General features: G+C 67.6%; 11 protein-coding genes. 4 read left to right on the top strand and 7 right to left on the bottom strand.

The genetic code is table 11. The features are described from left to right. Positions 1–82 precede the first annotated feature (82 nt). Positions 83–1861, bottom strand: coding sequence for a DNA/RNA helicase domain-containing protein (locus ACGFU7_RS20985; RefSeq protein ID WP_393697508.1), 1779 nt, complete (start codon positions 1859–1861; stop codon positions 83–85). On the opposite strand from ACGFU7_RS20985, the gene ACGFU7_RS20980 reads away from it, so the two are divergent. Further along, on the top strand, positions 1823–2176 hold the full coding sequence (locus ACGFU7_RS20980) for a hypothetical protein (protein ID WP_393697507.1): 354 nt from the start codon (positions 1823–1825) through the stop codon (positions 2174–2176). The genes ACGFU7_RS20985 and ACGFU7_RS20980 overlap by 39 nt on opposite strands. 178 nt (positions 2177–2354) lie before the next feature. Here the strand turns inward: ACGFU7_RS20980 and ACGFU7_RS20975 are convergent, their stop codons facing one another. Beyond that, positions 2355–2483 (bottom strand): DUF6408 family protein, encoded by a 129-nt coding sequence (locus ACGFU7_RS20975; protein WP_329831903.1) that lies wholly within the window; start codon positions 2481–2483, stop codon positions 2355–2357. A gap of 319 nt (positions 2484–2802) precedes the next feature. Here ACGFU7_RS20975 and pglW point away from each other — a divergent pair, with 319 nt between their 5' ends. Together pglW and ACGFU7_RS20965 are read left to right on the top strand one after the other, a co-directional pair. Then, complete coding sequence (pglW, locus tag ACGFU7_RS20970; protein WP_393697506.1) at positions 2803–7224, top strand: BREX system serine/threonine kinase PglW; 4422 nt, start codon at positions 2803–2805, stop codon at positions 7222–7224. Between the two features lie 209 nt (positions 7225–7433). Then, positions 7434–14198, top strand: a complete 6765-nt coding sequence (locus tag ACGFU7_RS20965; protein ID WP_393697505.1) for a DUF3320 domain-containing protein — start codon at positions 7434–7436, stop codon at positions 14196–14198. Positions 14199–14272: 74 nt separating this feature from the next. Here ACGFU7_RS20965 and ACGFU7_RS20960 read toward each other — a convergent pair whose 3' ends face one another. Together ACGFU7_RS20960 and ACGFU7_RS20955 are read right to left on the bottom strand one after the other, a co-directional pair. Next, a complete protein-coding gene (locus ACGFU7_RS20960; RefSeq protein WP_393697504.1) occupies positions 14273–18910 on the bottom strand; it encodes a caspase family protein in 4638 nt (1545 codons plus the stop codon). Then, positions 18907–19614 (bottom strand): hypothetical protein, encoded by a 708-nt coding sequence (locus tag ACGFU7_RS20955; protein WP_393697503.1) that lies wholly within the window; start codon positions 19612–19614, stop codon positions 18907–18909. The genes ACGFU7_RS20960 and ACGFU7_RS20955 overlap by 4 nt, the downstream gene beginning before the upstream one ends. Before the next feature lie 120 nt (positions 19615–19734). Between ACGFU7_RS20955 and pglX the strand changes: the two genes are divergently transcribed. Further along, positions 19735–23445 carry a BREX-2 system adenine-specific DNA-methyltransferase PglX gene (pglX, locus tag ACGFU7_RS20950; protein WP_393697502.1) on the top strand — a complete coding sequence of 1237 codons (3711 nt, stop codon included), beginning with the start codon at positions 19735–19737 and terminating at the stop codon, positions 23443–23445. 81 nt (positions 23446–23526) lie between these two features. On the opposite strand, the gene ACGFU7_RS20945 is transcribed toward pglX, so the two are convergent. The 3 genes from ACGFU7_RS20945 to ACGFU7_RS20935 form a co-directional block, all read right to left on the bottom strand. Continuing rightward, positions 23527–23733: a DUF397 domain-containing protein gene (locus tag ACGFU7_RS20945; RefSeq protein WP_393697501.1), complete on the bottom strand. Its 207-nt coding sequence runs from the start codon at positions 23731–23733 to the stop codon at positions 23527–23529. Beyond that, a complete protein-coding gene (locus tag ACGFU7_RS20940) occupies positions 23730–24566 on the bottom strand; it encodes a helix-turn-helix domain-containing protein (protein ID WP_393697500.1) in 837 nt (278 codons plus the stop codon). The genes ACGFU7_RS20945 and ACGFU7_RS20940 overlap by 4 nt, the downstream gene beginning before the upstream one ends. Before the next feature lie 377 nt (positions 24567–24943). Continuing rightward, a complete protein-coding gene (locus tag ACGFU7_RS20935; RefSeq protein ID WP_393697499.1) occupies positions 24944–25069 on the bottom strand; it encodes a hypothetical protein in 126 nt (41 codons plus the stop codon). Position 25070: the final 1 nt, after the last annotated feature.

The raw sequence follows: 25070 nt of genomic DNA, 5'->3' as shown, positions 1-25070 counted from the left end.
ACGAAGGAACTCGTGCGGGTGGGGGCGTGTCCTTCGAGACCCCGCCGGAGCGGAGCGGAAGCCCGTCGGGCCGCAATGGCAATTAGTCGAACTCTATCGTGAGCTGCTGTGCAAGGGCTTGCTCGGCCTCTGTGACCAGGGGCGGGAGCTTCCTCTTCTTGGGTTTGGCCAGAGGCGAGTCGGCGACTGTGCCGGAAATCAGAGTGCGTAGGGCGTTACGGGTGTCCTCGTTCTCGGAATAGATGACGATCCCGCTCCGTGCTCGCGTCAGCAGGACGTGGTAGGCATGCCGAACCAAGCGGTCCACCTGCGCGTCGCTCACTGTCTTCCGCTTGAGCTTGCCGTCATGGGTTTTGGTCCGGTCCACGGTGAAGCGGCCGTCCTGCCAGACGAGGTCCGGACCGATGATGACGCCGGTCCAGTCGAACTCGAAGTTCTGCGCGGTGTAGATGCATCCGATCTGTCCGAAACCTCTCGGATCGGTCGCCCATTGACTCGACTCCGGCACGTTGTCGAGCTGGACACCGTCCTTGGCGTTCCAGGGTCTGTGCCAATCACCGATCTGGACCTCGACCCGCAGCCGGCCATCCAGGGGTGTCTTCCACTCCCAGCAGAAACCTGCCGTCATGCGCGCACGGGATCCGTCCTTCTCCATGCGCTCTATGAGGAAGGTCTCCATGTCCTCCGGGCTTTCCGCCAACCGCACGTCGATGCGGCCGTCCGGTACCCACGCGGGGGCGCTGGTCGCTTTGAGGCTGAGCAGCTTCGTCACCCATTCGCGGAAGGCGATACTGCCTTCCGCGCGGAACATTCCGGGCAGCTCGACAACCTCGTAGTCACAGCCGCAAGCGATGGCCCGCTCAACGAGATAGTCGACGGTGCCGACCTCGTCCGGGCGAAGGGACTGCCAGTCGTCGAGCAGGAAGACAGGCATCTCGGCGACGCGGATCAGTTCGTCGGCCTGCGGAAGGCCTCGTTCCTTGACCCATCTCTTGACGTCCCGGCCGTCCGACTTCTCACGCACCCGATGGGCCTCGTCGCAGATGAGGACCTCCAGCGAGTTCTCCTCCAATTCGCCGAACTGCTGGAAGTACCTGTAGTCCTTGCGCGACTGCTTGTCGACGGCTCCTCGCTTCCCGTAAGGCGCGGCGTCGACGGCGGCCTTGCGCAGGTTTTTGGTGAAGGAGCGGGAACCGCTGGCATGCACGACGTGGTGTCCCTCCTGCTTGAGGGAGCGCAGGAGTTCCACGGCAACAGCGGTCTTCCCGCTGCCGGGGCCACCCTGGATGATGACGACCTTCTTGCGACCGCTCTTCGAACCACCGGCACGCACTTTTTGCCGGACCTCCTGGAAGGCGATCTCCTGCTCCTTCTGGAGAGCGAAAACTGGGTGCGGACTCCCGACCCGGCTGAATGCTTCGCTCGACGACGGCGCTTCGTACTGTTGGGCCTGACACAGCACATCGGCCGCGTGGCTTCCGGAGAATCCTTGAGCCAGTCGTGACGCGATGAATGCTTTGAACTCCCCGAGTCGGTCTCTCGTATACAGACGGCCGTGGTCGTTCTGTGGCAAGTCGAAGAGTGAATCAACCTCATGGCTGGCGTTGTGGAGCAACGCGACGCCGGCGATCCGTTGGCGGGCGCCGCGCAGCGGTGCGAGGTGCTGGACGAGGTACTCGCAATAGCGCTGCACCTGGCGTACGGGATGGAGTTTCGGCTTGTCGTAGCCGGCATCGACCGCAATCGGGTTCGTCGACGACACCACTGCCTTGTGCCACTGCTTCAGTTCGATGACGACGTACGACAGATCCTCGGACGTCGGATGCTGCCCGGCAAGGATGACATCGGCGTCACCGGCCATTCCAGGGGTGGAGTACTCGATGAGCACCTCGACCGAATGGAGGCCGAGGGCGACGAGTACGTGGATGACTTCCGGCAGGCTGTGGTCCCAGGAAGCGATCAGGCCTTTGTTCGGCTGCTTCTTGTTGGGGTGGGACTGTACGTACTCGTTGATCAACCGTTCGGTGAGAGGCAGATACTCTCGGCCGACGGGGGTAATGAGCGGGCTCAGTTCAGCAGCCGACTTCCGGAGCAGCACAGGGAGTTCCCCACAGGCACGACGGATCTCGTGCGGGTGGGGGCGTTTCCTGAACGGAAGCCCGTCGGGCCGCAATGACTTTCGACGTACCCTAGCCGGACTTGGTCGATCGTGAACAACAATCGATTGATCCGAGGACGGCCCTCGTGTCGGGTTTCCTGCAGCGCGCCGTATGGACGCGTCCCGCTGCTGTATCGCCTCGCGCGGGCTCCCGGCACACGGGTGATGGCGGGTCCCCGGACCCGCCGCCCCTCGGCTAGCCGAGAAGGTGCGCTGCCGCCTGCACGGCATTCCACACCAGGTCCGAACCGAAGCTCGCAGCGACACCGATCAGGATGTCGCGTACCCAGGTGCGACGTGCGGGCGTGTACTTGGGGTGGGGCATGCGGAGAGCATCTCCTTCGGGAGTCGGGCGGAAGGGAAGGCTCCCAACCGGGAACTCTCCGTACTCACCGAAGTGAGGCCACCGGACCACCGAAATCGCGTGCAGCGCAGGACCGTACCCCGTACACCCTCCGGGGAGGGCGCGCGGCGCACAGCAACGCTATCGCACGGTCGGAGAGGCGAATCAACGCCTCGGCGAAGTCACCGCAGGCCGGATGCCCAGCCGATGGGGGCGGGTGCGGCCGGTCAGGCCCGAGGTAAGGTCGGGCGGGATTGTGCGTTCGTTCACAGAGCGAGATGGATACCGCGGAGGTCGGACCGTGACGGCAGCAGGAACGCCTTCGGCCCCGAAGCCGAGCCCTCCGCGCAAGGAGCGCTGGTTTCAGTCGCGCCGTTCCACCTTTTCGTGGGAGCAGGAAGGGCTCGATCACGTCCGGCAGCTGATGCCGGCAGCCGAGCCGTACCGTGCCTGGGCCACGTTTTCCTTTACCGCAGCGTCCGGCCGCACCAACGAGTGCGACCTCTTCATTGCCGTGCCCGGTGGTCTGTATCTGCTGGAGCTCAAGGGGCACCCCGGCCGAGTCATCAACCACGGCGACACCTGGCAGTTCCATGACGACCGCGTCCGCACACTGAAGAACCCGCTGCACCTCACCGACCTGAAGTGCAAGGAACTCAAGGGCCAGTTGGAGCGGGCTGCACGGTCCATGGGCGTCGATCCGCGGCGGGTCCCGTTCATCAAGCCTGCAGTTTTTCTCCATGCACCCGGCCTGGTGAGCGGTCTCGACGAGTTCCAGCGGATCAACGTGTACGGCCGCAATGACGGTGCCGGCGGACTCGGCAGGATCTGGGACGACCTGCTCGGCAAGCCGCCGGAGCGCGAGAGCTGGCGCGTCACTCCACAGTCCGCCCAGCTGCTGGAGCAGCTGATGCAGAAGATCGGCATCAGCGACTCCACCGCACACCTCCGGTACGGCGACGACTGGAAGCTGGAACCCGGCGTGCTGGACGCGGGCCCCGGCTGGGAGGACCGTCTGGCTGTCCGCGATGACGGGCTGGTCCAGGAGGGCGGGCGCGTCCGGATATACCTGGTCGAGCAGCTGGCCGGGGAGGCAGCCAAGCGAGCCGCGGATCGTGCAGCCCGCCGCGAGTACCAGGTGCTGCAGGGGATCACGCACCGTGGCATCGCTCAGGCTGTACAGATCCGCCAACACCAGGGCGGCCCGGCGATTCTCTTTCGCCACCGCCACACCGATCTGCGGCTCGACGCCTACTTGGACGCCTACGGCGGCAAGCTCACCCCGGAGACCAGGCTGGACCTGGTACGCCAGCTTGCTGAGGCGCTCCGCTACGCCCACAACCGCTCCCTCTACCACCGTGCGCTCGCCGCTCGGTCGGTTTATGTCTCGGCCAACGAGGACGGTTCCGATCCCGTGGTTCGGATCACGGACTGGCAGACGGCCGCCCGTGATTTCGACACCACTTCGATGCGCTCCATCGGCGACACCCCGCTTGATGGCACCCTGATCGAAGACGCTTCTCAGGTCTTTCTGGCCCCGGAGACCGACCAGGAGTTCGCCGATCCGGTGGACCTGGACCTTTTCGGACTGGGATCGCTCGCGTATCTCCTGCTCACGGGGGAGCCCCCGGCAGACCGGCGCAGCGCGCTGATCGAGCGGTTGTCCGCGGAGGGTGGGCTGCACCCCTATGCAGTGGCAGATGGGCTCTCCGACAGCCTCGACGACCTCGTCTACCGTGCCACGCGTGCGGAAGTCGTGGACCGGCTGCCTTCGACGGAGCGCTTCCTGGATCTGCTGAACGAGGCCGAACAGCAGACCACCGTTCCCGACCAGTCCGTGTCCGTCGAGACCGACCCTCTTACGGCGGTGCCCGGGCAGTCGGTCGATGAGACCTGGATGGTCCGGCGGGTACTCGGAACGGGGGCCACGGCCCGCGCACTGCTGGTCGAGCGGGTGGTGGAAGAGGCCGAAGGACCGGACGGCAGGGCGGTCGTCGAGGAACGCGTTTTCAAGGTTGCGCTCGACCAGGACAAGGACGCCCGGCTGTACGCAGAGGCCCAGGCACTCAAGGCGGTGGGCGGCGGCCGGATCGTCAGGCTTCTCGAAGAACCCCGCGAGATCGCCGGTCACACCGTCCTGGAACTCGAATACGCGGGGGGGTCCTCCCTCGGCGCACGGCTGCGCGGCGAAGGGCGCCTGACCTACGACCAGTTGGAGCGGTACGGCAACGACCTCTTCATTGCGCTCGACCAACTCGCCGCCAAGGGCACCCGGCACCGCGACATCAAGCCGGACAACCTCGGCCTGCACAAGCGCAACGATGGTTCGTGGGAGCTGCTGCTCTTCGACTTCTCCCTGGCGGACGCCTCCGAGCGCGACATCACGGCGGGTACGCGCGGCTACCTCGACCCGTTCCTCGGTAGCACCCGCCGCTCGCTGTACGACGATCACGCCGAGCGTTACGCGGCGGCTGTGACCTTGCACGAGATGGCTTCGGGAGAGCGTCCCGTCTGGGGTGACGGCCAGACCGACCCTCGCATGAGCGAGGACGTCGCACTGTTCGTCGCGGCCGAGCTGTTCGAGCCGGGACTTCGCGACGGTCTCACCGTCTTCTTCCAGCGCGCCCTGCACCGTGACGTCGACCGTCGCTTCGACACCTTCAAGCAGATGGAGAACGCGTGGCGGCAGATCTTCCGCACCGCGGACTCGGCGAAGCCGGCCACCACCCCTGCCACTGTCGGGGCCGTCGCCGCCAGCACGGAGGAAGCCCGTGAGACGGCCGCCGCTGCCGCCGAGCTGACCACCGCCTTGGAGGCGGCCGGACTCTCCCCGCGCGCCGTCTCTGTCGCCAATGGTCTGAGCGCGGGCACCGTCGAGGAACTGCTCGATGTCCCCCCGCACACGATTGCCCGTGCCCGTGGTGCGGGAACGCTCGTACGCAGGGAGCTCAACCGGCGCCACAAGCAGTGGACGGCGATGCTGCGGCGGCCGCCAGCGGAGCCCGCCTCTTTCGCAGCGGCCCCTGTGTCGCGGTCACTGTCCGCCGATCCGCAGGCACAGGCGCAGCTCGTCGCCGCCGAACCCGTCGACTCCCTCGCCTCACGCCTCACACCTGGACCGGCCCGGAAGGGCAATCTGCGCCCCGACATCATCCGTCTCACGCTCGGTCTTCCGCGCTCGGCCGCCGATGGCGGTGGGCTCTCCCCGCTCGGGGCATGGCCACCGCAGACGGCCATTGCCAAGCACCTGGGCAGCAGTCAGGCCACTGTCTCCCGCCATCATGTGGCCGCGATCGAGGAGTGGGCCGCCACCGACTGGATCCCGCAGATCCGAGACGAGCTGGTACAGATCCTGGCCCAGTCGGGGCGTGTGATGACGGTCCAGGAAGCGGCTGCCGAACTCCGTGTGAGGCACGGCGCCGGGGACGACACCCCCGAGCGCACGCTGGCCAAGGCTCTGGCCGTCGTCCGCGCAGCCGCTGACGCCGAGGCCCTTCAGCGCGGCACTGAACATGATCCGCGCCTCGAAGTGCTGCGCCGCGGCAACCGTGTCCTGCTGGCACTCGACTCGCTGCCGGGCACGGACGACCCCACCCCGCAGGAGCTGGCCGACTACGCGGCAGCCCTCGGTGCGGAGGCCGACCGGCTGGCCGATGAGGACCCGCTGCCGGGCCGGGCCACCGTCGTGCGCACCCTGCGCGAGGTGGCGGCACCCAGCGGGATGACTCCGCTCGCCGACACCCGCCTGGTCGGCCTCGCCGCGGTGGTCGCCCGGCATGCCTCCGCATCGCCACGCCTGGAGATCTACCCCAAGGCACTCGGGCTGGCCCGCGCCCTGCGTATCTCCCAGGCCGCCGCCGGAGTGCGCCGGGAGACGGGCATCTCGATCAGTGAACTCGTGGCACGCGTCAAGGCACGGTTCCCATCGGTGCCGGTTCCTGATGCGCCCACGCACATCGAGATCGAGGACGTGCTCAAGGAAGCCGGCTTCCCGCTCGAGTACGACACCGTTCGCAGGCGCTTCTTCCCTCCGGCGGTCGAGGGAGCACGCTGGTCGAGCTCCACCTTCACCCGTACCAGCGTGCTGGTCGCCGAGGCCCGGACCGCAGCGGCGGCCGGGCGGGACCCGCAGGCCGTGCTGCGCACGAGGCTCACCACGTCTGCCGAGCGCGGAGGCTTCCTCGCGCTGACCCTCAAGGGCGCCGACCTGCCGGGTGCGGCGGCTGCGGTGGCAGCCGACTTCGGAGTCGTCCCGGTGGACTTCAACAAGGAGTTCCTGAACATCTTCCGGGCGCTGGCCGACGAGTTGAACACCGACTGGTCCAAGGTGCTGCGTGCGGACTCCGCCTTCACCGGCAGCGGAGAGCTGAAGCCGGGCCTGCGCTCGTACGTCCAACGGGTCACCGGGCGGATGTCGGAGCGCCTCGTCGGTATGGCGGAGGAGGCGGGCCCCAAGACGGTGCTGTTCGTCCACAACGCGGGGCTCCTCGCCCGCTACTTCGACGGCGGCGGCCACGACCTGCTGGTGACGCTGCAGCAGGCGGCCCGCCGCCCCGCCCAGATCCCGCACGGACTGTGGTGGCTGTGCCCGATGGAGGACCCGAAGCAGACGCCGTCGCTGGACGGCCGCACGGTGGAAGTCGTCGACCGGGCGACCGAGTGGGCGGTGCTCGACTCGTTGTTCCTGAAGGGGCTCAAGGCCACAGCTGCCGAGACAGCCTGAGCCTTCTCTCTACCTGGCTGTATTCGGCACTTCACTCAACGCAGCGCTGGTCGTAGAATCCTCCGCTTAGGGGGATCAGCGGGACCAATCCGGCCAAGGCGACTGTGTGAACACGACCCTGCCGTGTGGCTGTCCCGGGTTCAGCACGTACCCGGGGGCGTGTGTACTCCGTCGGCCCCGGAGAAGCTGGACGAGGAGCAAGGACCAGAGTGACAATTCCGGGCACTTTCGGCGGTGGCACAGACCTGGAACGACTCAAGAAGGTTCTCGCCGACTGGCGGACTTCCCTTGTGGACCTGAGCGGGCGCAATCGCCTGCTCAACTTCCGCCACACCAAGTCGGCGACCTTGGAGATCACGCAGCCCTCTGCGGAGACACTGGTCCGGGGCTTGGAGCGTGGGTGGGACTTCGCTCCGCTTCCGGACGAGGAACTTTTGGGCGAGGAAGAAGCGGGCTCCGCCGAGGGCGGCACCGCCGCGCGCCAGCCGGCTGTGATCCGCAGTTCCGCGGACGGCATCGTGACGCAGAAGACCACAGGGCCGGCCCTTCAGCGTGCCCTGGCCGGTCTGCGTAGCCGGTCGACCCAGATATTCAACGACTACGGTCTGTGGACGCTGCAGCTCGGCGTCGGTGTCCTGCACTGGCGCGAGGACGGAGCCGAGACGGGCAGCGACGCCCCGCTGGTCCTGATGCCTGCCCGGATCACCCGCACGCCCAACGGGCGGATGCGCCTCGAGCTCAACGAGGATGAGGAGCCACGCCTCAACCCGGCTCTCAAAGTGAAGCTGGAACAATTCCACATCGACTGGGTGCCCGTCACCGAGCAGGATCCGACCGACCCCGCCGCCGTACTCGCCGCCGTCACCGAGTCGGTGGCGGGCAAGTCCGGCTGGAAGGTGTCGCCGCGCGTCGTACTCGCGCTGTTCGCCTCCCACAAGGAGTCGATGTACCAGGACCTGCTGGAGAACGAGAGCCGCGTCCTGGCCAGCGATCTGGTCAAAGCGGTGGCCCTCGGCCCCAAGGCCGGTCTGGCCTCCGATCGCTTCGACTTCGAGGAGATCGATCTCGACCGCATCGACCAGCTCAGCCCGCCCGAGGACAGCCCGCTGGTCCTCGACGCCGACGCCTCCCAGCGTCAGGCCGTGGCCGCCGCTGTGGCGGGACAGTCCTTCGTGCTCGACGGCCCGCCAGGCACCGGGAAGAGCCAGACGATCACCAACATGATCGCCGGTCTCATGCATGCGGGCCGCAGCGTGCTCTTCGTCAGTGAGAAGGCCGCCGCCCTCGACGTGGTACTCGACCGCCTCCGGTCGGTCGGCCTGGACTCGTACGCGCTCGCCCTGCACAGTCACAACACCAGCCGCCGAGCGGTGGCACAGGAGTTGGGCCGGGCGCTCGAAGAGGAACCGCAGGCGCCCCAGCTCTCGCAACAGGCCGTCACCTTGGCCCGCGAGACCCGCCAGGCGCTCAGCGGCTACGCCGACGCGATGAACGAGGTCTGCGAGCCGCTCGGCAAGACCTTGCACGACGTGATCGGCAGAGTGGGACGGCTTTCCGACGCACCCGTGGCATATCTGACCCCGGCGGCCGGCGGCGGCAAGGACCAGAAGCCGTTCGACGCCGTCACCCTCAGCAGCCAGGACCTGCACCTGGTCGTCGAGGCCACCCAGGCCATCGCGGACGCCTGGCAGGCGGTCGCCGACCCGTCCTTCCCGTGGCGGGACCTGCGCGCCGGCACCGCGCATCCGCGACCCGCGCTCGACCAGGCCATGGCTGCCCTCGAGGGGCTTGTCACGGCCGTGTCCCGCTACCCGGAACTCGGGCCCGGAGGATCTCCCGCCGGTGACGAGAGCGGCGTCGTCCGGCTCACCGGTCTTCTGTCGCTCATCGAGTCCCGGCGCGCCGTGCCCGAACACTGGCTGACCAGCGACGACTTCGCCGAGACGGTGGACAACCCGGTCGACGCCTTCCTCACCGAGCTGAGGAAGGCGAACCGCGCAGCGGCCTCCGCACGGTCCGCAGCCGGTGCACGCTGGGAGGAGCTCTCGGCGCGCCTGACGGCGGAGAAGAGTGCTGCGGAGAGCACGCTGACCAGTCTCTCGCCTCCCGGGGCCGACCTGTCCCCTCTCACGGAAGAGCGAGCGGGGGAACTGGCCCGGGAATTCGAAACGACCGCGGACGGGCTCGACCGTACGCATGGAAATCTCTCGGACTTGGCTCGGCGGTTCGGACTCGACGTTCCCCGCAACACCGAAGCAGCCACCCAGGTGTGCGACATCGTCGCGCTGACCGGAAGCGGGCACCGACCACTCGGATCCTGGCTCGAACCCGGTGGCGCGGCGAAGGCCGACCAGGCTGCCGTGCATGTCATCGCCGACCGACTGCGTACCTTCTCCGCCCGCCGCGACAAGGTCCTGTCCGCGCAGGCGGAAGCCACCGCGCTGGCCGGGCCCGGATGGGCCGACCTTCCCATCGGACTCAGCGCGGATCCGTCCGCGGCCGAACAGGCTCTCGCCGAGCTGAAGCCGGCCGGACTGGACATCACATCGTTCACGCGGCGATACGCCGCAGAGGTTCTCGACCGGCTCTCCGCCCTCGCCGATACCCTCGAATCCGCTGAGCGGCATGCCGAGTCCGCGTCCGCGCTGCTGGGCCTCGACCGACCGCGGAGCACGGCGGAGGCCGAAGACCTGGTCGCCCTGATCGACCTGACCACCGCCCCGCACCGCGCCCCGGCCATGTGGCTCGACCCCGCAGTGCTGCCCCGCGTGCGGGAAGCCGTCGCTGAAATCGCCGAAGCCGCAGGCCGCTTGACCGACGCCGAGCAGGCGGCCCGGGAAACTTTCCGCCAAGAGGTTCTCAGCACACCCGGGCTTCCCGATCTGATCCACCGGCTGACAGAGGGTTCCCGCGGTATCGGCGGTCTGCTGTCCAGCGGCATCCGCGCAGACCGCAAGACCGTCGCCGCTATCACCGTCACGGGTTCGTGGCGCAGCGATCTCTACGACAAGTTGCCGACCGCCCTCGCCTGGCACATCGCACACGGCCGACTCAAGCAGCTCACACTCGACCACCGAGAGCTGCTGGGCGCCTACGCGGCCTCTGAACTTCCCGATGTCCCCGCGCTGCAAGCCGCAGCGGCACACGCGGGTTCCCTGCACCGGCTCGCACCGGACGCTGTCATGACCCCGCACCGCCGCACCACACTCGCCGCCCAGACCGCCGGCAGCGTCACTCCCGCGCCGGAGTTGCTCGGCCTGGGGGTCGCACTGCGCGATGAGCTGGGCGCCTGGACAGCCCAGTTGAACGATCCGAGCCTCCGTTCCGACGCCGATGAGCTCATCAAGCAGCCCCTGGGGTCGGTGGCCCGTCGGCTGCGCGCCCATCTCGACCCGCTGCGTGAGGCCATCGCGCTCCTGGACACCCTGACCGCAGTCGGCCGACGAGCTGGAGGAGCCTCCGAACGCACGGTGTCCGTCGCCCGTGCTGCGGTCGCCGCGGCGCACAAAGCCCGGCGTGAGACTGCGTCGTTCGCTGCCGAGGAGGCGACCCACCGCCGGTTGTTCGGCCCTTGGTACGGAGGTCTGGACACGGACCCCTCTCGCCTCCGCGACGACGCACGCGGCGTCGTCACCGGCCACGAGGCAACCGGTCAATTGCTCCGCCTCGCGTGGGAAGCCTCAGAACCGGCAGGAGCAGCCGGACCGGACCAGGTCGCGCGCGCAAGCGCGCAGGACATCGAACTGCTCGGGAGGTACGCCCCGGACGGCCACCCCGACTCGGACCTGCTGCGCCGTGCGATCGAGACGGCACGCACCGTCGAGAAGTTCGCCCCTGGCGCGCTCGCAGACCCCGCGCGAAGGGCCCGCCTCGCCGAAGGCATGTCTGACGGCCGGCCCGAACCTCACGAGGCCCAGCGACAGGCCGAACGGATCCGTTCCGAGCTGGAGATCTGGCAGAGCCATGCAGGTATGCCGCATCTGTCAGGCGCAGGCCACCAGCTCCTGACTCTGCCGCTGGACGAGGCAGCGAGGTGGTTCCGCGCCCACGCCGAGCCCTTCGAGGACGCTGCCGATCTCGTCCACTCCGTCGCCCGCGTTGCCGACACGCACCACGACCTGACGCTGGGCCGCGCACGCGAAGCCGTGACGGCCGTCGTGCAGGCACGGGCAGCCGCAGCACGCTTCACTGAGGATTCCTCCGCCCACCGTGATCTGCTCGGAGAGCTCTACCGAAGCACCGCGACCAACCGCAGCGACGTACTCGATGCCCTCGACTGGGCACAGAAGGTACGCAGGACATCTGACGGAGCTCACTCCGCACCCCTGACCCCGGCCGCCGCGCACACCATGCTGACGGCGCCCGCCGACCCGTCCGCGGCGCAACGCCACCAGGACTGGCGGCGGCAGCGCGACGCCCTCGCCGAACACTTCCAGCCGCCCCGCGACCGAGACCTGCGGCGCGAGCTCCAACAGTCCCTGTCAGCGGCCCGCACCTACCTGTCCCGCCTGGACGACGACCCCTACGGCCCCGAGGCATGGACTTCCTGCGCCCAGGCACTCACCCGCCTCAAGGGATACGGGCTGGACGGACTGCCCGGCCAGCTCGCGCAGCGCGACGTCTCCGCCGCCGAATTCCCGGCGGCGATGGAGCGTGCCGTCCTCACCGCGTGGATCGAGCGCCGATTCGAACTCGACGCCCGGCTCAAGCCCATGCGGGCCGTCGAGCGGGATCAGCTGGTGGAGCGCTTCCGCACGGCTGACCGGGACCTGGTGGAAGCGGCCCACGCCGACGTCATCGCCGCCTGCAACGACCGCCGCCCACGGCGTACGTCGGTGGGCCAGGCCGCCGTACTGCGCAGGCAGGCCCAGCTGAAGACCCGCCATATGCCGGTCCGACGCCTGTTGGGCGAGACCCGCGAAGTCGTCCGCCTCATCAAGCCGTGCTTCATGATGAGCCCGTTGACCGTCAGCCAGTTCCTCCCCTCGGACTTCCGCTTCGACGTCGTCATCTTCGACGAGGCGTCCCAGGTGCTGCCCCAGGACGCCGTCAACTCCATCTACCGCGGTGACGCGCTCATCGTGGCCGGGGACCAGAAGCAGCTACCACCGACCTCGTTCTTCAGCGCGGGCGGCGACAGCGATGAGGACGACGAGTGGGACGAGGACGGGGCAGTCGGTTTCGAGTCCGTACTCGACGCCTGCAAGGCGAGCGGTGTGCTGCGGGGTCTCCCTCTGCGCTGGCACTACCGAAGCCGCCACGAGAACCTCATCGCCTTCAGCAACCACGAGTTCTACGACAACACCATGGTGACCTTCCCCGGTGCGCTGGAACAGAGCCCGGACGTCGGTGTCGAGTTCATCAAGGCGGACGGTGTCTACGACAGGGGAGGCCGCAGCAACAACCCGCTGGAGGCGGCCCGGGTCGCCCAGCGGGTAATCCACCACTTCGCCACCCGCCCCGGACTCACCCTGGGCGTGGTCGCCCTGTCGAAGGCCCAGGCCGAAGCCATTGAGGAGGCCGTGCAAAAGGCCAGGGCCGCCCGCCCCGACCTCGACCGCTTCTTCACCGACGACCGTCTCGACGGCTTCTTCGTCAAGAACCTGGAGACCGTCCAGGGCGACGAGCGCGACGTGATCATCCTGTCGGTCGGCTACGGACCCGATCAGCAGGGCAAGCTCGCCTCGTCGTTCGGCCCCATCAACAGGGAGGGCGGCTGGCGGCGGCTCAACGTCGCCGTCACCCGCGCCCGGCGCCGGATGGAGGTCGTGGCCTCCTTCTACGGCGGCGACCTGCGCGACAGCCCCAACAAGAGCGTGCAGCACCTGAAGCGCTACCTCCAGTACGCCCAGCACGGCCCCCAGGTCCTCCAGACACAGGCCGCCGACCCGGACGCCGCGCCGGAGAGCCCGTTCGAGGAAGAGGTCCTCGACGTACTGCGGGGCTGGGGCTACTCGGTACAGCCCCAGGTCGGCGTCGCCGGCTTCCGTATCGACATGGCCGTACGCCACCCCGCCGCACCTGGCAGCTACGCCCTCGGTATCGAATGCGACGGCGCGATGTACCACTCGTCCCGGGCGGCCCGCGATCGTGACCGCCTGCGCGAGTCGGTTCTGAGTGATCTGGGCTGGAAGCTGCACCGGATCTGGGGCACGGACTGGTACCGCAGCCGCCGGGACGCCATGGCGCGCCTGCGCGCGGCGGTGGAGGCGGCCTGCGCACAGGACCCGCACGAGAGCAGGCCGGAGCCGGAATCCGTACCGGTGGCGGATGAGGAAACCCCGCAGGCCCGGGATGCCGCCGCGCCTGCGGCGACCAGCGCAGCGCCCCCAGCTGCCTCCGCACCGACGGTGACGTTCGTGCCGGTGGACGACGGCCCGGCGCCCTGGAGCCGGCCGTACCAGGAGGCGGAGGACGTCGAGCTGGTCAAGCTGCGGATCGCCTCGGCCCGCCGACGGGGCCGGCACGGCATCGAGCTCCAGGACCCGGACGCCGGCGGCGTGGTGGGGGACGTGGTCCGGTGTGTGATCGAGGTCGAGGGCCCGGTCACGGAGGAGCTGATCTTCACTCGCGTCCGTTCGGCATGGGGCCTTGCCCGCTCCGGTCAGGTCATCCAGGACCGCATCCGCCGGGTCCTGCGGAAGCTGGTGACCAAGGGCGAGATCGTCCGCGTCGGCGACGCGTACGACCGCCCCGGTCATGAGGTGGAGGTCGCCCGCACCCCGACGTCGAGGTTCACCCGCAAGGTCACCCAGGTTCCGTCGGCCGAGCGGCAGCTCGCGCTCCGCAGTGTGGTGGAGGAGAGTCCGGGTGTGCAGCGTGCGGAACTGCTGAGGGAAGTGGCGCGCTTCTTCGGGTGGGCACGGCTCGGCTCGGACATCCGGGACGCGCTCACGGACGACATCGACGACCTGGTCGCCCAGGGAGCGCTGGACGAGACGGACGGGGGGCTGCTGCCTGGGGACGGCGACTGACACGCCGGGGTGTGAACGTCGCCCGGCATGCACGCAAGGCTGCGTTCGCCTGGTGCGTCGCCCCGGGCCTGGCCTCAGTCGGCCAGGTGCCCGTCACAGGTGTCCTGGTAGGGCTGGCCCGGTACGTATTGCTTCCACTCCTCGCTGGTGAGTCCGCCTCCGGCCACGGTGCAGGCGGTCTCGACGAGATCCGCGCTGATACCGGGAAGGCTGCCGAGGTCCCAGACGGTGAGCGGGTTGTCGTCCCCGCTCACCGTGACGGCATACCTGCCGTCCGGGTGGAACGCGAGGTCGGTCATCTCTTGCCCGTGACGGGCCATCGTGGTGGCCAGGTGGATACGGGTGGGGTCGGCCACACTCCACAAGGTGACGCCGTCGCTCTCATCGAGGCCTGCAACCAGATTTCCAGCAGGGTGGAAGACATACGTGGCGAAGTTGTTCTGGTCCTCGGGTACCTCTGCTGTCTTTCTGGGGCTGCGCGGGTTCTCGATGTCCCACAGGACGATGTCGCGTTGCGAGCCGCCCGTCGCCAGAGTCTTGCCGTCGGGACTGAAGGCGGAACTGCCGTTGCTGTCATCGAGTTCTACTGCTTCGTAGGAATCGTCGGCAGGCCACAGGAACGTCCTCAACCCCGGTAGCGCCACGAGAGTCCCATCGGCACCGAAGTGCGCAGAGTGAATGGTGGAGACGTCGTTGAACGTGCCGACCGTACGAGGGCGTCCCTGCTCTCTGATGTCCCACACTGTGGCCCAGCCTGGCGAGAAGTAGGTTTTCGCCCCGCTGACGATCACGCTCTCGCCTTGCTTGCCGAAATCCACGGACGTGATGGGATCGGTATTGCGGGAGAGGTCGGTGACCTTCCGCGGGCGGGCACGGTCCCTGATGTCCCAGATCAGCACGTTGCCGAGCCGATCGCCCGCCGCGAGCAGCCGTCCGTCGGAGCTGATCGCGATATCTGTGACGAACCCGGGCATGGGCGCGGCGGCCGTACGCCTTGGGCTGGTAGGGACGCTCATGTCGTAGAGCGTGACAGCTTGGTCAAATCCAGCGGTGGCCAGCGTCCGCCCGTCCGGCGTGAAGGCCGCGGAGGTGAGGGAGGCCTTCCCCCCGAGTGTGGCGACGGCACGCGGCAGGCCGCCGCCTACCGGGTCCCACTGGATGATCCGGTCCCAGTCGGCGGAGACGATCGAGCGTCCGTCCGCGGAGAAGCGCAGTGTCTCCACCGTAGAGGTGTGCCCGTTCAGCCGGGCGGACTCGGTGGGGTGTGCGGGGTCGGAGATATCCCAGAGGGCGATGGTCTCGTCAGAGCTTCCCGTGGCCAGAGTGCGGCCGTCGGGGCTGAATTCGACCGCGGTCACGTAGTCCTTGTGGGCGGTCCAGCTCGACAGCTCTCTGGGGGTCGCCGGAGTCTTCACATCCCAGACCTGTACGGTCCTGTGGCGCCTGGTGACGAGGAGCCTGCCGTCCCGGCTGAAGCTCTGGCCCTCGCCGACGCGTGGGAGCCGGGTCAGCCGACGGAGGGCCGCTGGGCGGGACACGTCCCAGAGCGTCGCGCCCGATGTGTGGGTGACCGAATCGCTGTTGACCGCATCATCCCGGAAGGACACGATGCCGGTGGAGCTGACGAGTGTTCTGCCGTCCGGGGCGAAGAGCACCGAGGTGCTGTCGTAGACATTTTTGCGCACCTTGAGCAAGGTGGGCCGGGCGCGGTTGCGGATGTCCCACAGGACAAGCGAGCCATGCGCTTGTGATTCGTCCGACGGCGCGTACCTCCCGACTGCAAGCAGTGTGCCGTCGGGACTGAAATCGGCCCCACTGGGTCTGCCCGACACGTCCGGGGACCTCAGTGAACCATCGCGCCGCGGCTGCGTGGGCCGGGTGATGTCCCACAGGTTCACCACGCCGTTGTCGCAGATCACAGCGAGCGTACGGGAGTCGCGGCTGAAGGCGGGCCTGCGCGCAACGCCGGCGCAGGGGGAGAAGGAAGCCAGTCGGGTATTCCGGGCTCTGTCGCCGACACTGCGCAATACCAGCCGCATCCTGTCCGCCTGCGCCGCCACCTGCAGCCTGCCGTCAGGGCTCAGCAGCGGGTCCTTCTCGTTATAGGCAGAGCTGCCGGTGAGTCGGCTCTGGACCAGTGTGTCCGACACTGCTGCCCGCGTCTCCGCGGTGGCCCGCAGCCCGTGCGCTGCCATCGCGATCTTCAGTGCGAGCCGAGGGTCGGCGGCACGCCTGGCCACAGCCTCGGCGACGAGCGCCCGGTGGGTGGCGGATTTGCGCTGTTCCTTCGCCACGCCTTGCTGCTGGAGAGCGAGCACGCCGCCGACGAGCGCCAGGACGAGAGCGAATACGGCTGCGCCGAGCGCCTGCTTGAGGCGCAGAGTGCGGCGCGCCTCACGGGCTCGTGCAGCACGGTCGGCCTCGTCGCTCGCGGCCACGAACCTCTCGTCCAGCCGGGGTAACCGCCGGTGCCTGAGCCGTTCCTCACGTATCAGTCCGAGGGCGGCTTCCAGCAGGCTGCCCCGGTAGTAAAAGCCCGGGTCGCCACCGGACGCGTCCCAGGCACGCGCGATCTCGGAGAGCTGCTGGCGCGCGATCAGGACGCTGCGGTCCTCCTCGATCCACTGGTGCAGCCGGGACCACGACCGCAGTAGCGACTCGTGCGAGAGCTGAGTGCCGTCCTGATCGACGCTGATCAGCCTGGCCGCGGCGAGACGGTCACGGATGGCGGCTGTGAGGTCCTGTTGCTGCGACGGGATGCCGTCCAGCAGTGCGTCGGGGGCCACCTTGCGCCGTACGGCAGTGCCGGTGCCCTCGACCGTCACGTGAACCAGACGCAGCAACAGTTCGCGCAACGCATCCTGGCCCGCTGTATCGAGGTCCTGATAGAGGCGCTCGGTCGTCGTGCTGATGGAGTGCCAGATGCCGCCGGTGGCCTGATATCCGGCCAGCGTCAGCGTGGTTCCGCTACGCCTGCGCCATGTCTCGCGCAGCGCGTGTGCGAGGAAGGGGAGCGCGGTGTCGAGGTCGGGTCCGGACACGGTCACGGCAGGCATGGGGCCGGAGGCGGTTGTGGTGCCGAACGCCGACGTGGCCGAGGGTGTGCTCTCGGCGTCCGCAACGTCTGCGGTGCTCGCGTCGTCGGTCCCGTTCGACAGTTGCCCCCACCGCAGATCCTGTATCAGCCGATCCGTCAGACCTTGCTCCAGATCCAGTCCTACGACGCCGGCGGGACCCTCGATCGCCGCGCGCAGCTCGTCGTCGGTCATCGGAGGGACCGGCAGTTGGCTTTCCCCCAGGACGGGGACGAGCGGGTCATGGGCGAGGCAGCTGCCGTAGTGGTCGGCTCGCAGACCGAGGACCACGCGCATGCCGCGTTCCTTGCGCGCCTCGCTGTCGTCTGCGTTCTCGTGCCCAGCGAGAACGAGTACCTCGATGAACCGAGCCCTCTCGGTGGGGTCCGCGCAGCGGGTGAATATCTCTTCGAACTGGTCGACCACCAGCAACCCGCAGGGTGGCCGGCCGGACTTCGGTGGTGGTAACCGACCGCCTTCGGCGAGTACGCGGTGGACGTCGGCCGAGGCCCGTCCCGTCGCCCGCGCCCACAACTCTGCCAGCGCCCGGAGAGGGTGTTCCCCGGGGGCGGACAACAACAGTGCCGGCCACGGCAGGTCGTGCGGCTGGGCCATCGAGGAGTGTCGCTGCTCCAGTCCGGCCAGCAGCCCGGCTCTCAGCAGGGACGACTTACCCACTCCGGAGGCGCCGATGACCACGGTCATGGGCGCCGCGCCGTCCGGCGTGGCTGCGCACACGGTGTCGATCAGCCGTCGGGCGAGTTCTTCCCGCCCGAAGAAGTGGTGGCTGTCGGCGGCGCTGAAGTATTCCGTGCCGGGGTAGGGGCACGGAACATCGGCCGGTGGATCGTCCCGCCAAGCCGCTCCATCGTGTGACGTGTCGCCGCTTTCGCGATAGGCCCGGTTCCGGGCGATGAGCAGTGAGCCCAGCGAACCTTCGCTCTGACGCCGTGGCCGGATCGGTCCCTCCGCGAACGCGCGGTCCAGTGCGCTGTACAGGCTGTCCATCGTCAGCCAGGGCGGACCGGCCGGATCACCCTCGGTCAGCAGCCGCAGCAGCCGGCCGCTGAACAACGTGTGACGCCGCTCCTCGGGTGCGAAGGACAGGTCGTAGCGAGAGGTGGCACTGAGCAGCAGGCTGCCGTCCGGCCGGACGGATACGAACGGCTCCTGGGCAGGGACACCGCCGCCGTCGGGAACGTCGGCCCGCCCGGAGTAGCAGCAGTCCAGTACGACGATGCCGCCACCCGCACACGCGCTCAAGAGACCCTGCACCGTGTGGTACGGCACGGCCCGTGAGATCTCCTCGTGGGACCGGGTGCCGTGGGTCGCCAGATACAGCTCGTCGCGGGGACCCAGCAGTCCGTGTCCGACGTAATGGACGTACACGACCCCGGTCGCCTCGCGCGCCACCCGCTCGATTACGCCGAGCACTTCCTCGGTGTCCGCGTCGGCCGGGATGCGATGTACATGCTCCGGGCTGACTCCACAAACGTCCGGCAGGGCGGTCTCCAGGTCGTCGAGCGTGGTGGCGACCGAGGGCAGATCATGCAGCTCTGAACCGGATACGTGCCTGTGACTGCCGAACAGGACGGCATGGGCACCGGCCGCGGCGAGTCCGGCTGCTCCAGATATCACCGCTGTGGGGCCTCTGGCGACAGCTCGCCGTCGGCGGGCGGCACCGGGTCGGCTCCCGTGCCGAGGAGGGCGGCCAGCTCCCTCGCCAACTGGGCATTCTGTTCCGCGTTCATTCCTCTGACACGGGTCGCGGAGACGGTGACCGTGGTCCCGTCGGGCCGGGTGATCGTGACGGTCTGGTCGCCCCGGCGGCTCTGCACCCACGCGACGAGCGCTCCGGCGAAGACCACGGCCACGCCACCCGGCCCGAGCACCGCGAGCAGGGCCTCCGCACCCAGCCCCATGGCGTCGGATGGTATCGGTGACGCTGTGTGCCCGCGGATCCGTCCCCTCAGCTCGGGCTCGTCGGACAGCCAGCGGCGAAGGTCGTGCAAGCCGCCGGAATCACCATCCTCGACGGAGACGGTAATGCGCACGCTTCCTCCAGCGGATCGCTCTTCGCACGTCGCGGGGCGCCACCCTACGATGTCCGATCCCAACGGGCCTAGCCGGTTTCCGGTCCCGTTGTGGCGGGCCTGACGCCGTCGGGGGACTGCCTCGCATTGGAGGGATCCGCGCTGACGAGCAGCTGTCACCGAGGCGAGCCGCGGCCTCCTGCCGGAGAGGCCGGCGCAGCGCCTGGGGGAGCACACCTGGGCCCCTTTCAGCCCGCCTGAGGAGGGTGGTGCCAGTGAGCTGGAGGCGCTCTTCGCCAGGAGCGACATGGGCCGTGCTGTCCGGTTACGGATGAAGGGTCCGGGGAGGGGCGGCATGGCTGGCAGGATGGATGCGGATGAGCTGCGGGCCCGGGTGGGGTCCGGGTCACGGAATGAGGGGGCGCCCCGGTGGACAAGGCCGCACTGCTGAAGGATCTGCGCAAGCAGGTCACCGCGCTGGAGGACGACCTCCGGGCTCGTACGGAGTCGGTGGACGAGTACCGCACGGAGCTTGAGCGCGAGTACGGGGCGGCCCGCGAGGCGAGCCGTACGGCGGCGACGTACGGGGCCTGGCGGGACGAGCGGGTGACGCAGGCGGCGGCGGCCTGGGTGCTGGCCACGGTGTTCGTACGGTTCTGCGAGGACAACGGCCTGGTCGACGACCCGTTCATCGCGGGCCCGGGAGAGCGGCTCGCGGACGCGGAGGACCGGCAGGCGGCGTTCTTCCGGGAGAAGCCGGAGCTGAACGACCGGGACTGGCTGGTAGCGGGCTTCGGCCACCTGTCGGATGCGCACAAGGCGGTGGCAGGGCTCTTCGACCGGGGCCACAACGCGCTGTGGGAGCTGAGCCCGTCGTACGAGGCGGCGACGCGGCTGCTGGGCTTCTGGCGCGAGCGGGGCGCGGACGGCGAGATCATCTACGACTTCACGGACGGGGACCTGGACACCCGCTTCCTGGGCGACCTCTACCAGGACCTGAGCGAGCACGCGCGGAAGACGTACGCGCTGTTGCAGACCCCGGAGTTCGTGGAGGAGTTCATCCTCGACCTGACACTGGAACCGGCGGTCGAGGAGTTCGGCCTGGACCCGGCATGGAAGCACAAGCCGGCGGGGTGGCCGGGCGAGGAACCGGTGGTACGGGGCCTGCGGTGCATCGACCCGGCGTGCGGGTCCGGCCACTTCCTGCTGGGCATGTTCGAGCGGCTGCTGAAGAAGTGGCGTGAGGCGGAGCCGGGCACGGCGGACTGGGAGCTGGTGCGGCGGTCCCTGGAGTCGGTGCACGGGTGCGACAAGAACCCGTTCGCGGTGGCGATCGCCCGGTTCCGGATGCTGGTCGCGGTGCTGAAGGCGTGCGGGGAGCGGCGCTTGGCGGCTGCGCCGGAGTTCCCGATCAATGTGGCGGTGGGAGACTCGCTGCTGCATGGGCGGGGGGCGGAGACGGTTACGGAGACGCTGTTCTCGGGTGCAGGGGACGAGGAGCGGACGTTTGCGTTCCGGACTGAGGATGTGTGGGAGTTCGCGGATCGGGTGGATCTGTTGGGGCGGGGGAGTTACCACGTGGTGGTGGGGAACCCGCCTTACATCACGGTGAAGGACAAGCAGGAGAACGAGAACTATCGAAAGGCGTACTTTGCCTGCACCGGGAAGTACGCACTATCGGTTCCGTTCGCGCAACGGATCTTCGAATTGGCCGTCCGGGGATCTGGTGAGAATCGAAGCGGTGGATATACTGGTCAGATTACGGCAAATTCTTTCATGAAGCGGGAATTTGGCAAGTCGTTGATCGAGGCATATTTCAATGGAGGGGTCGAGTATAAAGATCCTCGGGCGAATAGAAAGATGACTTTCTCTGGCATTGAACTAAGTCACGTAATTGATGCTTCGGGGGCCTACATCCCGGGTCACGGAACTCCCACGGTGATCTTGGTGGGACGTAACAGGGTGCCTTTCCAGTCCGATCCAATTCGTTCGGTCTTGGGGATCCGGGGGGAATCTGGGCGACCGGAAGAACCCGCGCAAGGGCCCGTCTGGCGAGCAATCGTCGAACAGGTGGCGAGGCCCGGGAGTGAGTCAGAATGGGTGACAGTGGACGATGCTGATCGAGCCACGTTTGCTGCTTATCCGTGGAGCCTCTCAGGGGGTGGGGCGGGAGACCTGTTTGCGAAGCTTTCGAGCGAGCCTGAGCTGAAGTCTCGAGTGGATGGATCAATCGGCGTCCATGCAATCCTCGGGAACAATGATGTTTTTCTGTCCACAACCCTGCCTGCTCGGTGGGATCGGGATGGGATTCCGGTCAGAAAATTTGTGGCAGGAGAGAACATTCGAGATTGGTCATGCTCCTCGATTCGAGTCGCTTGGCCTTACTCTGCAGAAGAACCTGTATTGAACCTGCAGAAAACGCATCTGTTTTGGTCATGTCGGACCGACCTGCGCGCCGGGCTGGTATTCGGTCGAACTCGAGAGCAGCGCGGCATGGCATGGCATGAATATGCAATGCTTTCGCGGAGTAGGATGGACTCGCCTCTCCTGATCTCCTTTGCCTGTGTTGCGACGCATAATAATTTCAGTCTTCAGCGTGGCGGCGCCATTCACAATCAGCACGCGCCCGTAATCAAGCTCCCGGAGGGGGCTACAGAGGAACAGCATCTCGAATTGCTTGGGGTCTTGAATTCTTCGACGGCTTGCTTTTGGCTGAAACAGGTGAGTCAAGCAAAGGGAGGAGCTGATAACTCTAGTGGTGGTGGGAATCGTTGGGCGCCTGAAGATTGGATCGAGCGCTACGAATTCACCGGAACCAAGCTCCAGGAGTTTCCGATCCCGGCCGAATTGCCGCTTGAGCTTGGCCGCGCCCTCGACGCTCTTGGCCGTGCCCTGACAGCCCGCGAGCCCTCTGCTGTGGTCTCTTCGGCGCTCCCCGCTAGGGTCATCCTTGACGAGGCTGAGGCAGCTCACCTCGCCGTTCGCTCCCAAATGATCGCGCTTCAAGAGGAACTGGACTGGACTGTCTACGGTTCGTACAACCTCCTCACACCAGCCGAAGTGGCACGCGCAACCCTTAAAGATTCTGCCGACGCACCCCAATTGGCTCTCGGTGAGCGGGCATTTGAGATTGTTCTGGCTCGAGCAGTGGCCGCCGGCGAGACCGAGACAGCGTGGTTTGACCGGCACGGCTCCCTTCCCGTGACTGAGATTCCTGCTCATTGGCCCGCTGCGTACAAGGCTGTTGTTCAGGCGCGCATTGACATCATTAACTCCCGCAAGGACATCGCGCTCATTGAGAGGCCCGACTGCAAGCGTCGGTGGTCCTCCGAGCCATGGGAGAAGAAGGAGAAGCAAGCCCTTCGAAACTGGTTGCTTGATCGCTGTGAAGACGAGAACCTGTGGTTCAGCCTGCGAGACGGATTCCGCGCCCCTTGCACGCTCACAGTCTCCCAGCTCGCTGACTCTCTTCGTCACGACGCCGAAGTGCAAGCAGTTTCCGAGTTGTACGCCGCCGATCACATGGGCAATCGCGATGCGACACTTGCGATGGTGCTCGCTGACGTCATTTCCGTCGAGCACGTACCCCACCTTGCCGCCCTGCGATACAAGGACTCGGGTCTGCGTAAGCGCGAGCAGTGGGAGCAGGTGTGGGAACTCCAGCGCGAGGAAGATAGGAGGGGGGAGCGGCTCGACATCCCTGTACCTCCGAAGTACAGCTCTGCTGACTTCCTCAAGCACACGTACTGGTCGCACCGAGGCAAGCTGGACGTGCCCAAGGAGCGGTTCATCTCCTACCCCGACGCGTCGCCCGACTCGGACCCGACTCTCCTGCTTGGCTGGGCCGGCTGGGATCACAAGGACCAGGTGCAGGCCCTGATCAACGTGATCAATGACCGGACTGAACAAGCTGGTTGGGAGACGCCGCGCCTGACGCCGCTCATCGCGGGCATCCAGGAACTGATGCCTTGGGTTCACCAGTGGCACGGCGAGTACGACGCAGAGTGGGACGGTGCGCCCGCTGAGGAGTACCAGGCGTACCTGGACGAGCAGCGCGCCAAGTACGGGCTCTCGGCGGAGGACCTCAGAGCCTGGCGGCCGGAGAAAAAGACCCGTGGCCGGGCGAAGAAGGCTGACTGACCCCCGCCTACACGGTCGTGCACATGGAGACGCCCCCGCCACCGTCATATTTCGGGTGATGGGGGCGTCGTCCGTGCGTGGTCAGTTCTGGGCGGCGAACTCCAGGAACGCCGCCCAGCCGCCATCGGCGACAGTCAGGATCGGCCCAGCCTTGACCTTCGAGTCGCGTACGTGGACGGCACCGGGGCAGGCCGCGACCTCGACGCATTCGCCGCCCGAGCCGGTGCTGTAGCTGCTCTTGAACCAGGCCCGTTCAGACACAGCCTGCTTGGGCTCTTCGACGTTCATGCTTCTCCTAGCAACTTCTCGACAAAGGCCAGCGACTCGCGCGGGCTGAGAGCCTGAGCCCGGAGGATTCCGTACTGCTCTTCAAGCTCCCGGACCGACGCCCGATCTGTATAGAGGCGGCTGTCCTTGTACGCCTCCACGTAGGCGATCCTCTGCCCTTCCTTCGTCTCGATCAAGGTGAAGGGCGCTTCCAGTCCAGCATGCTCCTCCCGCTCGATCGGCATCACCTGGATTTCGAGGTTGCGGCGCTGGCCGTGAGCCAAGATCTGCTCCAGCTGCTCCCTCAGTACAGAACGCCCGCCGAGCGGGCGGCGCAACAGGAACTCCTCGATGACGAAGCTGATCGTAGGCAACGGCGCGGCGGAGAGGATGGCTTGGCGTGCGATGCGCGCTGCCACGCGCTGCCCGATTTCGTCCTCGGCCAGCAGCGGGCGCCCCATAGAGAAGACCGCGCGCGCGTAAGCTTCTGTCTGCAGCAGCCCGGGTACAGCCTTCGTTGCGTATACGTGCAGTTCAACTGCCTGCACTTCCAGCCGCGCCGCATCCCGAAAGAACGCCGGATACTGAGCCCGAGCCACCTCCTCCTTGCTGGCCTTCAGAACCCCACCGGCATCCAGCAGTTCGTCCGCCTGGTCGATGAACTTCGGCTGCGGGATACGACGGCCCTGCTCGAACGACGCGATGGACGACGCCGCGTACCCGGTCATCGCCCCGAACTCCGCCCGCTCCAGTCCCGCCCGTACCCGGAAGAGCTTCAAGTGCTGGCCAAACACGTGCAGGATGCCCGACCCGACCTCGTACTCGCACTCCGGCTGCTGTCGCTGATCGTCCACGTCCCACGCCTCCCGTTACCGTGCCGCGTCGCCCTGCCTGCCCCGAACGTCCCGCCTACGCATCGGCCAACGCAGCCCACTGGGGTCGGTCATGCCCCGCACCGCGTACAGCCCGCGCGTGGACGCGTACAACAGGGGCCCGTCGGCGCGTCTCTCCTGGTCAACGGTATGCACGCACCGAGATCGTTTACTGCCTGAACCGAACAGTTCCCCCAGAAGTGCGCAGCGAGGAACGTGAGGTGCGCATCGCCCAGCTTGTCCCTCGACAAGCACGTGATCCAGGCCCTCAGAGCCAATGTGGCTTCACGTTCCCAGCAGGGTTGTCATGCGGGTGCTCCGCAGATCCAAGCGGCGTGTTCGGGCTCGTCCCGGATCGCTCAGGTGGGCTTGGCGATGTTGTCCGCTCCGAGCAGCCGCAGCCTGCCGACGGTCAGATTCCGCAAAGCGGCCATCGCCTGCGGCGCGATGCCGGTGCGGATGGTGGAGGCGTCCTCGGCGAACACC

The organism is Streptomyces sp. NPDC048473 (genome assembly GCF_043200155.1).
Taxonomy (GTDB): domain Bacteria; phylum Actinomycetota; class Actinomycetes; order Streptomycetales; family Streptomycetaceae; genus Streptomyces.
This window is presented reverse-complemented; position numbering and strand designations above follow the sequence as displayed.

Excerpts from the sequence above, each read along its gene's own strand:
- ACGFU7_RS20980 (WP_393697507.1), top strand. The coding sequence starts at position 1,823 with ATGCTGCCCGGCAAGGATGACATCGGCGTCACCGGCCATTCCAGGGGT.
- ACGFU7_RS20985 (WP_393697508.1), bottom strand. The coding sequence starts at position 1,861 with ATGGCCGGTGACGCCGATGTCATCCTTGCCGGGCAGCATCCGACGTCC.
- ACGFU7_RS20975 (WP_329831903.1), bottom strand. The coding sequence starts at position 2,483 with ATGCCCCACCCCAAGTACACGCCCGCACGTCGCACCTGGGTACGCGAC.
- ACGFU7_RS20955 (WP_393697503.1), bottom strand. The coding sequence starts at position 19,614 with ATGTCGCTCCTGGCGAAGAGCGCCTCCAGCTCACTGGCACCACCCTCC.
- ACGFU7_RS20945 (WP_393697501.1), bottom strand. The coding sequence starts at position 23,733 with ATGAACGTCGAAGAGCCCAAGCAGGCTGTGTCTGAACGGGCCTGGTTC.